The following is a 17,745-nucleotide window of genomic DNA, read 5'->3' on the forward strand; positions in this document are numbered from 1 at the left end:
GGTCCATTACAAATGCAGGGTATTTATGAATGGCTCTGGGCCATTCGACACCCTTGACGGCCAGCACCGCTACCGTAGACTGCCGCCTTTAGTCGGGAGTAAAGGCTATGCGCCACTTGCGTTGTTGGGCTTACGGATTTGCCTGTCTTGCTGGCTTGGCACAGGCAGACACTTCCCAATCGAATGATCCATTGTTGGACAGTGCTCCCCCCAGCGCGCAGACCGTGACCACCGGCGAAGCCCGTGGCGTCTTGCGGGCTCGTGATCAGGCGGTGCTTGCCAGCGAATTGTCCGGGCGAATCGTCGACATGCCGTTCAGCGAAGGCGAGGCCTTCAACAAGGGCGATACCCTGGCGCGCTTCGACTGTGCCGCTTATCAGGCCCAGCTCAATGCCGCCCAGGCAGGCATTCGCGGCGCCAGTGAAGAGTTGGCGCACAACAAACAACTGGCCTCGCTCAACTCCGTTGGCCGTTTCGAAGTGGCGCGAGCCGAAGCCAAACTGGCTGAAGTGCAGGCTCAAGCGCAGGTCTATCAGGTTCAGGTCAAGCGCTGTAGCGTGGTCGCGCCATATGATGGTCAAGTAGTGCTACGCAAGGCGCAGCGCTATGAAAGCGTTTCGGCTGGCGCGCCGCTGATGGAAATTGTCGACAACCGCACCCTGGAAATTCACCTGTTGGTGCCGTCGCGCTGGATGTCACGACTCAAGCCTGGGCAAACCTTCAGCTTTACCCCCGATGAAACTGGTCAGCCACTGACCGCAACGGTCAAGCGATTGGGTGCGCGCATCGATGAGGGTAGCCAAACGCTGTTGCTGGTCGCCTCGCTGACTGACGTCAAGGGCCTGCTGGCGGGCATGAGTGGTACCGCGCATCTGGCGTCCGCCAAGTGAACGCTGCGGCGCCAGGCATAGCCGAACGGGTTTTCGCGCAATTTCTCGATCTGGAGCGTCAGACCCGCGCCGCCAAAGATATCGATCAACTGGCCTACAGCCTGGTCAATGACGGTCAGGCCCTGTTCAGTTTTCGTCACGCAGCGCTGTTGATCGCTGGCAAGGTGCGCGCAGTGACGGGCGTCAGCATGGTTGAACCCAATGCGCCCTTTGTCGCCTTCGTCGAGCACGCTGTGGCAGACCTGTTCAAAAAAAATCAGTTAAACCAGCCGGGTTCTGTCGCCATCGAACAGCTGGGTGGGCAGGACCAGGCGGAGGTGCAGGCGCTGTCGGCGACCCAAGTGTTCTGGCTCCCCTTGCTTGATCGCAAAGGCCTGGTATTTGGTGGGTTGTGGTTGGCCCGCGAACAAGCCTGGACACAGCCTGAGCAAATGCTTCTGGCGCGGTTGGGCGACACCTACAGTCACGCCTGGCTGGCGTTGCAACCGCGCAAGCCGTGGCGTTTGCATTGGTCCGGGAAAAAGCAGCTGGCGTTGGTCGGGGTGTTGTTGCTGTGTCTGTTGATACCTGTGCGTCAATCGGTGCTCGCACCCGCCGAAGTGGTGCCATTGGGTGGCCGCGTGGTGGCGGCACCGCTGGACGGAGTGATCGCCGAGTTCTTGGTCAAACCCAACCAGCCGGTAAAAACTGGCGACCTGTTGCTGCGCTTCGAAAGTACCACGCTCAAAGCGCAGGCAGATGTTGCTGAGCGGACCTTGGGTGTGGCCGAAGCGGAGCTCAAGGCCAACGCACAGCGGGCCTTCGCTGATGCCGAATCCAGCTCGCGCATCGACCTGCTGGCGGCGCGCGCCGAACAAAAGCGCGCCGAGCGTGATTACGCGCGTGAGTTGCTCAAACGCAGTGAAGTGCGGGCCGAACGTGACGGCATCGCGGTATTTGCTGACGCAGAGCGCTGGACCGGAAAACCGGTGCAGACGGGCGAGCGCCTCCTGGATATTGCCGACCCGACCCAAGCGGAGCTGCGTATCGAACTGGCGGTTGGCGATGCCATTGAGCTTGAGCCTGGTGCAAAGGTGGCACTCTTTCTCGACAGCGATCCTTTGCACCGCTATGAGGCAACTCTGGAACGTGCGGCTTACGAGGCACAACCTACCGCTGCGGGGCAATTGGCCTACCGGCTGGACGCGAGCTTCAGCGAAGCGCCGCCGCGAATTGGTTTGCGTGGCACCGCCAAACTCTTCGGTGAGCGCGCGCCAGTGGGGCTCTATCTGCTGCGTCGTCCTCTGGCAGCGTTGCGTCAGAGCGTAGGCCTTTAAATGAACGTGCCCGCGCTGCGAGCGGATTTGCAGCTGTCGGCGGCTGCCCCGGCGCTGGACGGTTCGCCACGCTGGACCCTGGCTGACCCGGTGCGTGGGCGTTACTTCAAGCTCGGTGCGGCGGCAATTCGCTTGCTGCGCCATTGGTCGCTGGGTGATGCCAGCAAAGTTTTGGCTGCTGCCAATCAGGAACCTGGTCTTCCATTGGTCGGGCATGAGCTTGACGAGCTGCTGAGCTTTCTGCGCGCCCATGACCTGATTGCCGCACTGGATCAGGAGCAGCGCGACAGTTATATGCGCAAGGCGGCCGCCCAGCGTCAGGGCGTTTGGCAGATGCTGCTGCATCAATACCTGTTTTTCCGAATCCCGCTGTGGCGCCCCGATGCTTTCCTCAATCGCGTCTGGCCGTGGCTCGAACGTTATGGCTCGCGTCTGCTGCGCTATGGCTTACCCCTCACTCTGGGAACTGGCGTGTTTCTGGTGGCGCGTGATTGGGACCGTTTTCTGTCGACGTTTCCGCATTTGTTCAGTCTCGGCGGCGCGATGGCGTTCGGCATCGCGTTATTTTTCGCCAAACTGTGTCACGAATTCGGTCATGCATTCATGGCCAAGCGTGCCGGTTGCCGGGTACAAAGCATGGGCGTGGCATTCATGGTTATGCTGCCGTTGTTTTATACCGATGTCAGCGATGCCTGGCGGGTCAATGATCGCCGTTCACGGCTGCTCATTGGCGCGGGTGGCGTGCTGGCTGAGTTGGTCTTGGCCTGCATCGCCTTGCTGGTCTGGTCACTGCTGCCCGACGGCCCGGCGCGTACCGCTGCGTTCATGCTGGCCAGTGCGACCTGGCTGACCACGCTGGCGGTGAACCTCAACCCATTCATGCGCTTTGATGGTTATTTTCTGCTCAGTGATTTGTGGCAGGTGGACAACCTGCAAGGTCGCGCCTTCGCTCTGTGCCGCTGGCGCTTGCGTGAGGTCCTGTTCGGTTATCAGCAACCGGCACCGGAGCCGTGGTCTCCCGCCATGCAACGTCGACTGTTGTTGTGGGGGTATTTCTCCTGGCTGTGGCGCGCAGCGTTGTTCTTTGGCATTGCGCTGGCGGTCTATCACCTGTTCTTCAAGCTGCTCGGCATCTTCCTGATGATGGTCGAGTTGGTGTGGTTCATCTTCCTGCCGATTTGGAAAGAAATGCGCATCTGGTGGAAAAGTCGCGAATACGCCCATAACGCTCGCGCCCTGTTCAGTTTGCTGGGTTTGCTGGCAGTTATTGCCGTACTGGTATTGCCATGGCGCAGCAGTGTCGAGTTGCCGGCGATGCTTGAAGCCGGACGTGTCAGTGCGCTGCACACGCCTATCGCGGCGCGGGTCAAACGAGTGAACGTGCAGGACGGGCAGCGCATCGAGGCAGGGGCGGTTTTGATCGAGCTGGAGTCGCCGGATCTGGACTCGCGCCAGACCATCGTGCGTCGGGAGATAGATATTCTGCAGCTGCAATTACGGCGTCAGGCCGGACGTAGTGAAACGGTGGCCGATGTGGGCATCTTGGAGCAGCGGCTGGCTGAAGCGGTGGCTCAATACCGTGGACTGGTGGCGCAGCGTGAGCGTCTGCTGGTGCGTGCGCCGCAGGCCGGACAGGTGCGTGATCTGTTACCAGAACTGAGCGTCGGGCGTTGGGTATCGACCAAGCTGCCATTGGCGCGCGTGGTGGAGGACGGTGTCCGGCTGCGAGGCTATCTGGCTGAGGAAGCATTGTGGCGTGTTGCGTCGGGCGCGGAGGGACGTTTTATTCCTGATGACCCGATGCGCCAGGCTATCCCTGTGGCGCTCCTGGAGGTGGACGCCAACGGCGTGAACTATCTGGATCTGGAAGCCCTGGCCTCCGATCACCATGGGCCAATTGCCGTTCGCCGCGATGAAAGCCGCCGCGCCGAACCTGTGCAAGCGCAATACGGCGCACGCTTGAGCATTCTGCAACCCACGCCTACCCCAAATCAGCCCCTGCGTGGTTTGGTGGTGTTGCAGGGGCGCAGTGAGTCGCTGCTGGGCAATGCCTGGCGTCGATTGGCGGCGTTGGGCGTGCGGGAAAGCGGTTTCTAAGAATAACGAGCGCACTGGGCTGGCAAGTGCTCATCGGCATACTGTTATAAAACGTTATTTTTTCAGGCCGTTACCGAGGGACGGCTCAAGTGTTTTTTCGTCGCCAGAAAACTGCCGAAGAGGCCTGTATTTACGGGGGGGTTCATCCCGAAAAAGTGCCAGGTGATATCAAAACAATACTAGGCGTATATTCCACGATCCGGTAATCTTGTCCTACAAATGGACTTCCGCAGTGGGTGAAGGGATTGGCAAGTTTTCATTTTATTTCAGGCTTGCCGCGTTCCGGGTCTACCCTGCTCTCCGCTATCCTTCTGCAAAACCCAAAATTCCACGCCGGCATGACCAGCCCGCTGGGTTCGTTGTTTTCTGGCGTGCTCGAACAATGCAGTGCGGGCAGTGAGTTCGGTGCGGTTATCGACACCGGCATGCGCCAGCGCCTGCTGCGTGGGTTGTTCGATTCCTACTACGCCGACAAAGCCGACAAGCCCGTTATCTTCGACACCAATCGCCAATGGTGTGCACGTTTACCTGCCCTCAAGGAACTGTTCCCCCAGGCCAAGACCATTGCCTGTGTGCGTAACGTTGCCTGGGTGATGGACAGCATTGAGCGGTTGTACCGCGCAAATCCGTTCGAGAACACCAAGTTGTTTTCCGACGCGAACGAGCGCAATACCGTTGAGAGCCGCGTCGAAACCCTGGCCCAACGCAACCGCCTGGTGGGGTTCGCCTGGTCAGCGCTTAAAGAAGCCTATTACGGTGAGCAAGCTGACTCGTTGTTGATCGTCGACTACGAGCTGCTGAGTCAGGCACCCGAGTTGGTCATGCGCCTGGTCTACGACTTTATCGGCGAGCCCTGGTTCGAGCATGACTTCGAGAACCTGGTCTATGACGCGCCGGAGTTCGATCAAGGTCTCGGCATGAGTGGCCTGCACAAAGTAAGACGCAAGGTCGAGATGACACAGCGGCGCACGATCCTGCCGCCAGATATTTTCGAGAAGTACGCAGAGTTGTCCTTTTGGAACGATGGTCGGTCCAGTGCCGCCAACGTCATCCGTATAAAAAACTGAAACCGCTATCAACTGATAGCGGTCATTCGTTTGAGAGTCTGAGTTTCGAGCGCAGGTGAGCCTCATGTGGTGGAATAAAGCTAAGTCGTCGAGTGCAAGACAGGTAGCGCCACGGGCGAAAGCTTTGGCTGCGCCATTGATCATGTCGCTTGAGCCGCGAATGCTGTTCGACGGTGCGGTCGCCGCGACAGTTGCGGACACCGCTCACGCCGACAGCCATGCCACCACGGACGCCGCCAAGCCAGCGGCGGCGACTGATCATGCTGCCAGCAACGATAGCCATCCCCAGACCGATACGGCCGCAACGCCGACACCGACACCGCCTGCTGTCCCAGGGCAGACCGTGGTGTTCGTCGACTCGCGGGTCAAGGATTCCGAAAGCCTGCTTAAAGGTGTCTCGGCCGGTACCCAGGTGGTCCAGCTCGACGCTACCAAAGATGGCTTGCAGCAAATCGCCGATTACCTGGACCAGCATCATGGCGTGAGCTCGGTGGAGATTCTGGCACACGGCAACGCGGGCGACCTGTGGTTGGGCAATAGCTACATTTCCGCCGATAACCTGGCCGCACGCAGCGCCGTGTTGGCCGAGATTGGCAAGGACATGAACACTGGCGGCGATATTTCGATCTACGCCTGCAACACCGCCGAGGGCGCAAGCGGCATGGCCTTCGTCGACTCGCTGGCGCAATTGACCGGGCGTGACATTGCCGCGTCCACCAACCGCACGGGTGTGGGTGGCGATTGGACGCTGGAAATTGCCACTGGGGTGATCGAGAGCCATAACGTGCTGTCGCAACAGGCCATGGCTGATTATCAGTGGGGGCTTCAAACCTTGACGGTGAAGGACTCGTCGGACGACGTCCTCGACCCACTCTCATTGCGTTATGCGCTGAGTCATGCGGTGGATGGAGACATCATCACCTTCGACACCGGGCGCACCATTCAGCTCAGTGCGGAACTACTCATCAGCAAAAACATCACCATCGATGGCGACCTGAACAACGATGGCGTTGCCGACGTAACGCTGGATGGTCAATACAAAAGTCGTGTCATTGAGGTGACTACAGGCGCGACGGTGACCCTGGATGGCCTGATTGTCACTAAAGGGCTGGTGGCCGGTAATGGCTCGAACGCTGGCGTAGGCATTGCCGCTACGGCATCAATGGGCGGCGGGATTTCAAACGCAGGTGATCTGACCCTGCATAACGTCACGGTGACCGGAAACGCAGCATCGGGCGGGGGCGGGGGCGGGGGGCGGCAACTACTATTGGACTGCTGTCGGTGGCGGTGGCGGTGGTGGCGGTATCGGGGGCGGGAAAGGCGGTAACGGTGGCAGTGGCTCCTACGGCAACCGTAGCTACGCGGGCGTGTCAGGGACCAGCAACCTCGGAGGCCGAGGTGGTGCCCCTTCCTGGTATTCAAGTAGTATCGGCGGCGCTGGTGGTTCTAGCGTGGGAGGTTCAGGAGCGAACAGTCCCTTTGGTTTCGGGGGCGGCTCGGCAGGTGGCACGGCGAGTAACGGCAGCCTGTCTATTGGCGGCGGCGGCGGTGGCGCCGGCTATAATGTTAAAGGTGGTAATGGTGGGAACGCAACGGGTGGTATCTATAATGCCCGTACCGGCATCTTGAAAATTGTCGGTACCTCGGTCATCTCCAACAACCTGGGGGCTGGTGGAGGAGGCGGAGGCGGCGGTTATAATTCGGGTGCCATCGGCGGTGATGGCGGTGAGGGCGTCGGCGCGATATGGAACAAAGGCACATTACTGATTACCGCCGCTAACGTTGCGGCCATCAGCAGTAACGCAGGCGCGAGCGGTATTGCCGGAACTTCCTACTCTTATGGTAGCGGCGCTAACCAGGCCTCCGTCAACGGGATATTCAATGACGGTGGCACGCTCGACCCTAACTATTTGTCCGCCAACATAGTGGTCGCCAGCAATACCTTGAAAGTGGGCGAAACGTCACAGGTGACCATCACCTTCAGGGAGGCGGTGACCGACTTCACCAACGCTGACCTGACCATTGCTAACGGCACGCTTAGCGCGATCAGTTCCAACGACGGAGGCAAGACCTGGATCGCGACCCTGACCCCGACGGCAGCAATCACGGACAGCACCAACGTTGTTACGCTCGATAACACAGGCGTGCTGGTCGGAGGGTATGCAGGGGCTGGCATCATCACATCCAATAACTACGCCATCGACACCGTGCGGCCGATGGCGACTGTCGTTGTCTCGAACCCTGCGCTGAACGTGGGTGGAACGTCCACGGTGACCATTTCCTTCAGCGAAGCGGTTAGCGGTTTCACCAGCACCGACATGAGCGTCACCAACGGCACCCTGAGCGCCCTGACTACCAGCGACAGCAAGACCTGGACCGCGACCCTCACTCCGACCAATGGCATTACCACTGCCAGCAACACGATGACCCTGGACAACACCGGCTATACCGATACGGCGGGAAATGCCGGTGTCGGGCTGGCTGTTTCCAACAACTACGCCATCGATACCGTGCGGCCGACCGCGACCATTGTGGTGGCCGACACGGCGCTGAGCATCGGCGAAACTTCACCGGTGACCATCACTTTCAGCGAAGCGGTCAGCGGGTTCACCGCAGCCGACCTGACGGTTGTCAATGGTGTGCTCAGCGGGCTGACAACGAGCGATAACATCACCTGGACCGCGACGTTCACCCCAAACAGCGGGGTGAGCAATACAATCAACGTGATTACCCTGAGCAGCAGCAGCGTGGTCGATGCTGCTGGTAATACCAACGCCAGCACCACCTACTCCAATACCTACGCCGTCGACACCCAGCGGCCGAACGCGACCGTCTTGTTCGCCAACACCAACCTGGGTATCGGCCAAACGTCGTTGGTGACCATCACCTTCAGCGAAGTCGTGACCGGTTTCACCAACGCCGACCTGACAGTCTCCAATGGCACTCTGAGCGCGGTGAGCAGCAGCGACGGCGGCATCACCTGGACCGCGACCTTCACCCCGACAGCGAGTATCGTCAGCGCGAGCAACCACATCACCCTGGACAACACTGGGGTCCAGGATACGGCGGGCAACGCCGGCAGCGGCACTACTACGTCGAACAACGTGGTCATCGACGGCGTGCGTCCGACCGCGACTGTGGTGGTTGCGAACCACTCCCTGATCATTGGCCAGACCTCGCTGGTGACCATTACCTTCTCGGAAGCCGTGGTCGGTTTCAGCAACGCCGACCTGACGATCGCCAACGGCACCTTGAGCGCGGTGAGCAGCAGCGACGGTGGCATCACCTGGACCGCGAACTTCACCCCGACGGCGAGCATCACAAACGCCAGCAACGTCATCACCCTGGACAATACCGGCTATAGCGACACCAGCGGCAACGCCGGGACCGGCAGCACCAACTCCAACAACTACGCCATCGATACCCAGCGTCCGACCGCGACCATTGTTGTCGCCGATCCTGCGCTCACGGCCGGCGAAACCTCGTTGGTGACCATCACCTTCAGCGAAGCGGTGACCGGCTTCACCCTGGCCGACCTGAGTGTGAGTCACGGTAGCCTGAGTGGCTTGAGCACCGGCGATGGCGGTATCACCTGGACCGCGACTTTCACTCCGGGCACCAATACCAGCAGCGCGACCAACGCCATCACCCTGACCAATACCGGTATCGCTGACATCGCTGGCAACGCTGGCGCAGGCACCTCTAACTCGGCGAACTTCAGCATCGACACCGTGTTGCCCTCGGCGACCATCGTGATGGCGAACCCGTCTCTGAAAATCGGCGACACCTCGCTGGTGACCATTACCTTCAACGAGGCGGTGACCGGGTTCAGCAATGCCGATCTGTCGATTACCAACGGCACCCTGGGCGCGGTGAGCAGCAGCGACGGCGGCATCACCTGGACCGGGACTTTCACCCCGACCAGCAACGTTCACGACACCACCAACCTGATCAGCCTGAACAACGCGGGCTATACGGACCTGGCCAATAACGCCGGCACCGGCATCACCAATTCGGGCAACTTCACCATCGATACGGTGCGCCCGACCGCAACCATCGTGGTGGCGGACAACGCCCTGAACATCGGCGAAACCTCGCTGGTGACCATCACCTTCAGCGAAGCGGTGAGCGGTTTTAGCAATGCCGACCTGACGATCAGCAACGGCACATTGACCGCCGTGACCAGCAGCGACGGCGGTATCACCTGGACGGCGACGTTCACGCCAACCAACGCCATCACCGACAGCAGCAACCTGATCAGCCTGGACAACAGCGGTGTGCAGAACGCCTCGGGCAATACCGGCAGTGGCACCACCGACTCCAACAACTTTGCCATCGATACGGCGCGTCCAACCGCGACCATCGTGGTGACCGACCCGGCCTTGGGCGTCGGCCAGACCACGCAGGTCACTATCACCTTCAGTGAGGCGGTGAGCGGGTTCGATAACAGCGACCTGACCATCGATAACGCCACCCTGAGCAATGTCACCAGCAGCGATGGCGGCATTACCTGGACCGCCACATTGACGCCGTTAGCCGGCATCACCGACACCAGCAACATCGTCCGGCTGGGCAATGCCGGCGTTCAGGATCTGTCCGGCAATATGGGCAGCGGCACCACCGACTCCAACAATTACGCCGTCGACAGCCAACGCCCGACAGCGACTATTGTGTTGAGCGATACGCTCCTGAGAGCAGGGGAAGCCTCGCTGGCAACCATCACCTTCAGCGAGGCGGTGAGCGGCTTCGACAACAGTGATCTGACCATCGCCAACGGCACTTTAAGTGCGGTGAACAGCAGCGACGGCGGCATCACCTGGACCGCTACGTTCACCCCGACCACGGGCCTGACTGATACCACCAACGTCATCACCCTGAATAACACTGGCGTCTCAGACTTGGCTGGCAATGCGGGTGTGGGCACCACCGACTCCGCCAACTATATGGTGGAAACCCAGGTTCCGACCGCGACCATCGTGGTGGCAGATAACGCCCTCAAGGCCGGCGAAACCTCAGGGGTGACCATCACCTTCAGCGAAGCGGTGAGCGGTTTCACCAACGCCGATCTGACCATTGCCAATGGCTCCTTGAGCAACGTCAGCAGCAGCGACGGCGGCATTACCTGGACCGCGACCTTCATACCAACGGTTGACGTGACGGACAGTACCAACCTGATCAGCCTGGACAATCGGGGTGTGACCAACGCTTCGGGCAACAGTGGGGTCGGCGTGACCGACTCGAACAACTTCACCATCGATACGGTGCGCCCGACCGCAACCATCGTGGTGGCGGACAACGCCCTGAACATCGGCGAAACCTCGCTGGTGACCATCACCTTCAGCGAGGCGGTCAGCGGGTTCGACAACAGTGATCTCACGGTAGCTAACGGTTCCCTGAGCAACGTCAGCAGCCGCGATGGTGGCATGACTTGGACCGCAGCGTTCACCCCGACCGGTAACATCACCGGCGCCAGTAACCGGATCACCCTGAACAATAGCGGCGTCAGTGACCTGGCAGGCAACGCCGGAGTGGGCAGTACCGACTCGAACAACTACGCCGTCGACACCCAGCGGCCTACCGCCAGTGTTGTGGTCGCCAGTTCGGCGTTGACCGCAGGACAGACGTCGCAGGTGACCATCACCTTCAGCGAGGCCGTGAGTGGTTTCGATCTGTCCGACCTGAGCGCCACTAATGGCACGCTGTCGAACTTGTCCAGCCACGATGGCGGCCAGACCTGGACTGCCACCCTGACGCCGACGGCCAATATCAACGTCGCCAGCAATCTGGTCAGCCTGAACACCCTCGGCGTGACGGACCTGGCAGGCAATGCTGGCACCGGCAGTACAAACTCCAATAGCTTTGGCATCAACAGTATTTCCATGACCGGTGACCCGGAATTCCGCACCAGTATTACGCCAGCTGCGCTTCCGGGCGTGTCCAACGTGGCGCTGCAACCGAACGTGTTCGCTGCGCCGCCCGGCAATCTCGGCTCACCGTTGGCCTTCAACTCGCTGTTTCAGTCGCCGACCCTGGGCAGCGATGTACCGGCCCTAGGCAACATCTTCATCAATAATCAGGCGCTGGCGCCAAGTTATATTGCCCAGGTTTTCGGTAGCAGCGACAGCACGGGCAGCGTAACCAGTGGCTTTCATGGTGCTGGCGGGGGCGACGGTGGAGTGTTCGGTACTAGCACGATTTCCGGGGTATTTGGTCGGGACTCGGTGCCTGATGTTTCGCCGCTGAACGTGTTCGACGGTAAGCAATGGAACAGCAGTAGCAAAAATGCAGGCGAAGGGGTGCGCGGAATTTTTGGCGCGCCGACACTGAGCCAGCAATTGCATCAACTCAAAGAAAACGAGCAACGCCAGATTCGCGAATTGACGTTGGCGCTTGTGCAGATCGGCGCGAGTGAAGCGCAGGCCTGACTATAAAGAAGCTGTTTGCCGTACTAGGGGTTAGGGATGAATAAGGCTCAGAAGTTGTTCAGCGTCAGCTTGCTGGCGTTGATTGTGAGTGGTTGTGCGGTCACCAGTAAGCCGATCGATCGAAGTGAAAGCGAGCAGCGCGCCAAGAGTGATCTGGTCGATATGTACAAGGATCAGGAGCCGCTCAATGGTCCGCTGACCTTGCATGAGGCGATGGCTCGCGCGGTGAAATATAACCTCGAAGCCCGCCTTAAAGTCATGGAAGAGGCCATGGCTCAGCGTCAGGTCGATCTGGCCAGCTTTGACATGCTGCCACGCATGGCGATGAGTGCCGGTTACGCCGGGCGTAATAACGTCGGAGCCTCCAGCAGCCAAAGTATCCAGACCGGAACCCAGTCGTTGGAACCCTCGACCTCCCAGGACCGCGACCGCCGGGTTGCCGACTTGACCATGGTCTGGAACGTGCTCGATTTTGGTGTCAGCTACATCAGTGCCAAGCAACAGGGCGATCAGCGCCTGATCGTGCAGGAGCGTCGGCGCAAGGTGGTTAACACTATCGTCCAGGACGTGCGCTCTGCTTACTGGCGTGCTCTGGCTGCTGAACGGTTGCTCACGCAAATCGACAGTCTGATGGCGCGCGTCGAAAAGGCCCAGACCAACAGCGAGGCCATGAGCGACCAGCGCGTGGGTGACCCGGTTCAGGCCCTGAGTTATCAGCGCGCCCTGATCGAAGCGACCCGGCAACTGGAAGACCAGCGCCGCGCTTTATCCTTGGCCAAAACCGAGCTCGCAACCCTGATCAATCTGCCATTGGGTTCCGATCTGAAGCTGGCAGCGCAAAGTGATTACGAGGTCCCCGTGCTGAAAGTGGGCCTTTCTCGTTTGGAGGACGAGGCCTTGGCCAGCCGTCCTGAACTGCGCGAACAGGATTATCAGACGCGCATCAGCGCTGCAGAAACCCGTAAAGCCATGCTGCGCATGTTGCCGGGGCTTGAGTTCTCTGCTGGCGGGCATTACGACAGCAACTCCTTTCTGGTCAACCAGAGCTGGGCTGATTACGGCGTCAAGGTGACCTGGAACCTGTTCAACGTGATTTCGGCGCCCGCCGCCATCAACGTTGCCAAGGCAGGGGAATCCGTGGCTTCAGCTCGTCGGCAGGCCATGTCGATTGCGATTCTGGCGCAGTTGTATGTTGCCAACGCCAATTACCAAGAGGCCCTGCGTCAGTTCAAGACCAGCCAGCAATTGTCGAAACTCGACGGGCAGATTGTCGGCCAACTGCGCAATCGCTATAAGGCCAACAGCATTGGCGAACTCGATTTGATTCAGGGTGAACTCAATACTCTGCAAGCCGATTTGCGCCGTGACTTGTCCTACGCTGACTTGCGCAACGCCTATGGGCAAATCTTCGCCAGTGCCGGCCTTGATCCGCTGCCAGTGACGTTGGAATCGACGGAAATAAAATCCATTGCCAGCGCGTTGGCTACGCGTGAAGACGGCTGGGCGCAGGGTAAGATCTCGACGCCATGAGTGGGATGCGTTCGACGTCGCCTGACAGGCGCTCTGTCGGCGCGTTTGAACGCTGCGCTTTTCCATCGCCCAAAATTAAGCCCGGCAAAAGCCGGGCTGAAAGAACCTGCATAAGGTGTTAGCTCACACGGTTTGTACCGACGTGGTCATCGCTGATATTGATAGTCCGGAAAAATCATACTGATCATAGGATTAGCGATTTTTTTCCGGGCGATGCGAAGGAGTAGTGCGAGGGGTGTGGTTTTTTCGATGCTCGCAGCGTTCTATTTTTTGACCGAAATCGGGGCAGGAAAGTGCAACAAGGTCGGCGCAACGGCCATTCATCATTAGCCGTTGCAGCCTGTTGTAACTATTCCACGACCGCAGTCAGCTCGGGTGTACCGAAGCCTTTGAGTTCGGCATGCGAGCGTTCGAAGTAACCCGTCCAGAAGCTTTGCAAGTTCTGGATCAGTTTGCCGGAGCGGTAGCCGTTCTTGTTGTCTTGAGGGACGAACGCAGCACCGTGAACATAGACGCGGGCTCCCGCGAAGTCGGCAAACAAATTCTGCTTTTCGACCTTGGCCAGCTCGGCTGCGGGGTTGATATCGCGTATCCGATTAGCCGCATAGAAACTGCCGAAGTCGCTGTATTCGAGCATGTCGGACATCAAGAAAATGACCTGTTCGTTGGCGTCTTTGGCGTTGCGCAAATCGGCGGAAATTTCCCGCAAGCTGAACAGGATCTCACTGCGCGGAATGTCCGTGCTGGAGGTGCCCATGGTCGCTGCGAATGCCTTGCCGAAGTTCTGCCAGAGCACCTGCGGTTGAGCTTTCAGACAGTTGCCCAGTTTGCGCGCAGGCATCATCGGCACATCGCCAATGACACTGTCTTGCAACGGATTTTCCAGGGTTCCGGAGAATTGCAGTCGGGTGTAGTGCCCTTCCAGGTAGGCGCTGAAGCTGTAAAGCCGCAGCTTGTCCCCAGGCTGAATGAACCGCTTGATGTGGCTCCAGGCGGTTTGCTGCAGCTCCTTGGTCAGCGGCGTGGTCTGGTCGATGATAACCGTCAACAAGCGCCCCGAAGAGGGCGCCTTGAACTCGGTCAACTTGCTTTGCTCATAGCAGCTGGGCACGTCGTTGCGCTCAGCGCCCCATGCTATTAGCGGGACAAAGGCCAGCACAGCGATCAGTGTTTTGATCATCATCAGCTTTCCTGCTCGTCCAGCATCTGGAGTTTGTAAGCACGGCGGATCAGCGTTTCGTCCACGCCTTTTTTGCCCGCGACATAGGCTAGGTCTTCCTCCTCATAGCCGGTCAGCTTGCCCCAGGCGTGCGGGTCGAAACCGGCCGTCTTGGTGGAGACGTGTGCAATGGGTTCTGGCGTGACATCGACCGCGGAGGTCACCACAGCGGCTTGCCGTGTTTCGGCCGCGATGGGGTCAGGGATGGCCGACAGATTTTCGGACCTTTTGTTTTCGATGAAGCGCTCAAAGGTCCGCGCGTGTTTGTTCGATTCCTTCTCGCTGTGATCAGTGCCAGAGATATGGAACTGGGCCGACAGCAGCGCTTGCAGCGTGCTCAGTGCCTGTTGTGCGTCAACCGCAATGGAGCTTGCGAGGCGGCGGTGATAGGCCACATATTCATCGGCGTTGGCAAAACCGACGGTCTGCTCCCAGGCCTCTTTCGATTTGCTGCCAACAAAACCTCGGGAGTACGCCAGGTAAGTGCTGGTGAACTGAATGAACACGAACAGTGCGCTGAGCACGCCGAAAGTGATCATCGACGCGCGGTGCATCGAATCAATCTGGTCCTGAGCGCTTTTGGTTTTCGAATCGTTGCCCAGCGACTTCATGTCGTCGGTGATCGGGAAGTCATTCGAGGACGGGAAGTCATCGGCCGAAGCACTGATGGCCGGAGGGTTGGCGATCAACTCGGCCTCTTGGGCCTGCAGAGTTTCAGCCCGCACCCAGAAGGCTGCAACCGCCAGAATCAGGATGAAAACGCCATAGGCGACAGTGATGCCGAAGGACTTGGCTGGCGTTTGCTTGCTGTAGTTGACCTTGATGCGGTTGAGCATCTGCTGGTACGCCGGGCGGTCATTATCATCGTAGGTCTTGTCGATATTAAGCCGGTCTTTTTTGATGAAGTCGCCTTCCTCACCTTTCTTGCGCATGGTGGCGTAGGCCATGATCTGGCCGACCATGTGGTTCAGGTACAACTGGCGACCGGTCAGCTCAGACAGCAGCAAGGCGATGATCGAAATGACCAGACCAATACCAAACGCACCCGCCAGCGCGGTGTTGGGCGTGGCGAGTGTCATGGCGTATGGCGACAACGCGTAACCGAACGCAGAGGCTTCGATCACCATCAGCATGATCACCAGCATCCACAGCCACATGCTTTTTTCGATGCGGTGATCCTCGCTGACTTTCATCAGATAGTCTTCGCACTTCTGAAAGAACTGACCATTTTTTACATGGCCCTCGTAGTAGTGGTAGTAGGCGCTGCACAGCTGGGTTTCGGCGTCGAGGAAGTGGGTTTTCGGGTTCTGTTCGCCCGGATGATTGACCCAATGTTTGATCTTCCCGAACAGCGGGACGTTGTGCCGGGCCAGCATTAAGCCGTAACGCACTTTGTTCCAGTAGATGACCACCGGAATCATGAGAAAGAGCGTCGCCAGGAGAGGCACAACGATGTACCAGTAGGCGATGAAGAACGCCTGAATTGTCTGCAGCATGTTATTTCCCTATTTCATCTGGTTAGCGACGAACCGGCTCGAATTCAGCGACGAAAGCCTCGCCTTGTTTTGGATAGAACAGTTCCCCGGCTGTCGCGGCGCCTGTTCTTTTGTCGAACACGATGTCCATGCAGGACACCGGCGACTTCGATGCATCGACTGCGAAAACCCGGTACAGCACCTTGGTTTCACCGTCGAAGGTATTGGCAATCGACTGAATCTTTTCCGACTGCTTTTTTGAAGTCTTGTAGTCAGGGATGAATTGCATGAACGGCTGTACTGCCACCGTCGCATCTTCTTTGAGAATGGCGACTGGCCCGACCAAGGCGACATGCCCGTTGATGGCCTGGCCCCAAGGGCGACCGTTCATCCCAGGCAGGTAGTCAGTGGTGGCGATATCCACCAGCGCTCGATCAGTGGCCAGGTTTTTTACTTCGCCCGCCATACGTGGCATATCGGCGACGCAGGAACCTACCGGAGCCGAGGCGTAGGCCGGAGAGATAACGCTGAATACCGATTTCTTGGGCTCGATACCGCGCGCCAGTGCCGACTCCATACTGACGACCTGATGGCCGCCAAAATCGATACCACCTTTGCCCTGAACCGGAATGCCTGTGGAAGGCGCAGGTTGGGCTGTCGCGGGCGAGGACTCGGCTTTGTCGGCTTTGCTCAGGGTCGGTGTTTTGACCGGTGCACTGGCAGCTGTTGCCGCCGGGCTGGTCCGGGTGCCGTGTTCCAGGTATTTGGGGTTGTTGCGCTCGGCGCGTACGCGGGCAACCAACAGTTGCTGGTTATCGACCTGGGTCAATTCCACTCGACGGTTTTGCGCCCGACCTTCGGTCGTGATGTTGGCCGCCACAGGTCGCGAGGCACCGGCACCCTGGTAATAGATGTCTGCGGGCTGCAAACCGGCCTGGGCGAGGATTGTGCTCACGGCGCGGGCACGTTGTTCCGAGAGTCGCTGGTTGAGCTCGGCGTTGCCGGTGGAGTCGGTATGGCCCACTACCAGGATTTTCTTCGGCGCCGTTTGTGTTCCGCTCTGGCCTTCCGCAAGTACCGCAGCCATCTTGCGCAACTGACGTTCCCCATTGGCGGTCAGCACGGCAGAGCCGGTGGCAAACATTGCACTGTCCTGCACCTGCGCCTCTATGCCCACGGGTTGCAATTGGGGGGCGCTTTTACCTGGAGTGGGAGCCTGGGCCGTTGCAAGCTCCTTGATCTGCATGCTCATGCCTTCCTCGGTGGCAATCGCCTGCAGACGCTTGACGCGTGCCTGATACGCCAACGTTGCACCGCATCCGACAGCGGCACCGGCAATCGCACCGCCCGCGGCGTTCTTGCCCAGGGCAACCGCCACACCCGCGCCCAGCACGGCACCCAACATGCCGCCAGCCACGCATGCTGAGGTCTTATCCATTCCGCCCAATTGGTTATCGACGCTGGCGCAACCGGTTACACCGAGAGCAATGGCCATAGCCAGTGCTGTCGGGCGCACATTCCTTGAGTTCAACATCCCTTGCTGATTCCTTTTTTGTCCTTGGCACCTGACAGACTTGTCGGTGTGCCATATCACGCAAAACGCGTTGCTATCCCGTGTCATTACACAACGAACGCCACCATGCCAGAGTGGGCGATCCGACGGTTAATCAGGCTGGCGTCGCATCCGAGAGTGCGTGCTTTGACGGGTGTTACAAAATGTCGGGGG

General features: G+C 59.2%; 8 protein-coding genes and 1 pseudogene. 6 read left to right on the forward strand and 3 right to left on the reverse strand.

Translation table 11 applies throughout. The features are described from left to right. Positions 1 to 107 precede the first annotated feature (107 nt). From RGU44_RS20330 to RGU44_RS20355, 6 genes and pseudogenes are all read left to right on the forward strand, one after another. A complete protein-coding gene (locus RGU44_RS20330; protein ID WP_322177232.1) occupies positions 108 to 890 on the forward strand; it encodes an efflux RND transporter periplasmic adaptor subunit in 783 nt (260 codons plus the stop codon). Continuing rightward, positions 887 to 2,206: an efflux RND transporter periplasmic adaptor subunit gene (locus tag RGU44_RS20335; RefSeq protein ID WP_322218810.1), complete on the forward strand. Its 1,320-nt coding sequence runs from the start codon at positions 887 to 889 to the stop codon at positions 2,204 to 2,206. The genes RGU44_RS20330 and RGU44_RS20335 overlap by 4 nt, the downstream gene beginning before the upstream one ends. Beyond that, positions 2,207 to 4,303, forward strand: a complete 2,097-nt coding sequence (locus tag RGU44_RS20340; protein WP_322218813.1) for a site-2 protease family protein — start codon at positions 2,207 to 2,209, stop codon at positions 4,301 to 4,303. A 236-nt stretch (positions 4,304 to 4,539) separates the two neighbouring features. After that, positions 4,540 to 5,370, forward strand: coding sequence for a sulfotransferase (locus RGU44_RS20345; protein ID WP_322177235.1), 831 nt, complete (start codon positions 4,540 to 4,542; stop codon positions 5,368 to 5,370). Between the two features lie 64 nt (positions 5,371 to 5,434). After that, positions 5,435 to 11,243, forward strand: a pseudogene (locus RGU44_RS20350) (Ig-like domain-containing protein); the annotation flags it as partial. 588 nt (positions 11,244 to 11,831) lie between these two features. After that, positions 11,832 to 13,325, forward strand: coding sequence for a TolC family protein (locus tag RGU44_RS20355; RefSeq protein ID WP_322177236.1), 1,494 nt, complete (start codon positions 11,832 to 11,834; stop codon positions 13,323 to 13,325). Positions 13,326 to 13,674: 349 nt separating this feature from the next. Here RGU44_RS20355 and RGU44_RS20360 read toward each other — a convergent pair whose 3' ends face one another. From RGU44_RS20360 to RGU44_RS20370, 3 genes are read right to left on the reverse strand one after another with little or no spacing between them, the layout of a single operon-like run. Then, positions 13,675 to 14,508 carry a hypothetical protein gene (locus tag RGU44_RS20360; protein ID WP_322177237.1) on the reverse strand — a complete coding sequence of 278 codons (834 nt, stop codon included), beginning with the start codon at positions 14,506 to 14,508 and terminating at the stop codon, positions 13,675 to 13,677. Beyond that, on the reverse strand, positions 14,508 to 16,040 hold the full coding sequence (locus tag RGU44_RS20365; RefSeq protein WP_322218817.1) for a hypothetical protein: 1,533 nt from the start codon (positions 16,038 to 16,040) through the stop codon (positions 14,508 to 14,510). Before RGU44_RS20365 ends, RGU44_RS20360 begins: the two co-directional genes overlap by 1 nt. Positions 16,041 to 16,062: 22 nt before the next feature. Continuing rightward, on the reverse strand, positions 16,063 to 17,553 hold the full coding sequence (locus tag RGU44_RS20370) for an OmpA family protein (RefSeq protein ID WP_322218820.1): 1,491 nt from the start codon (positions 17,551 to 17,553) through the stop codon (positions 16,063 to 16,065). Positions 17,554 to 17,745 lie beyond the last annotated feature (192 nt).

Source organism: Pseudomonas sp. 5C2, from assembly GCF_034314155.1.
GTDB lineage: Bacteria > Pseudomonadota > Gammaproteobacteria > Pseudomonadales > Pseudomonadaceae > Aquipseudomonas.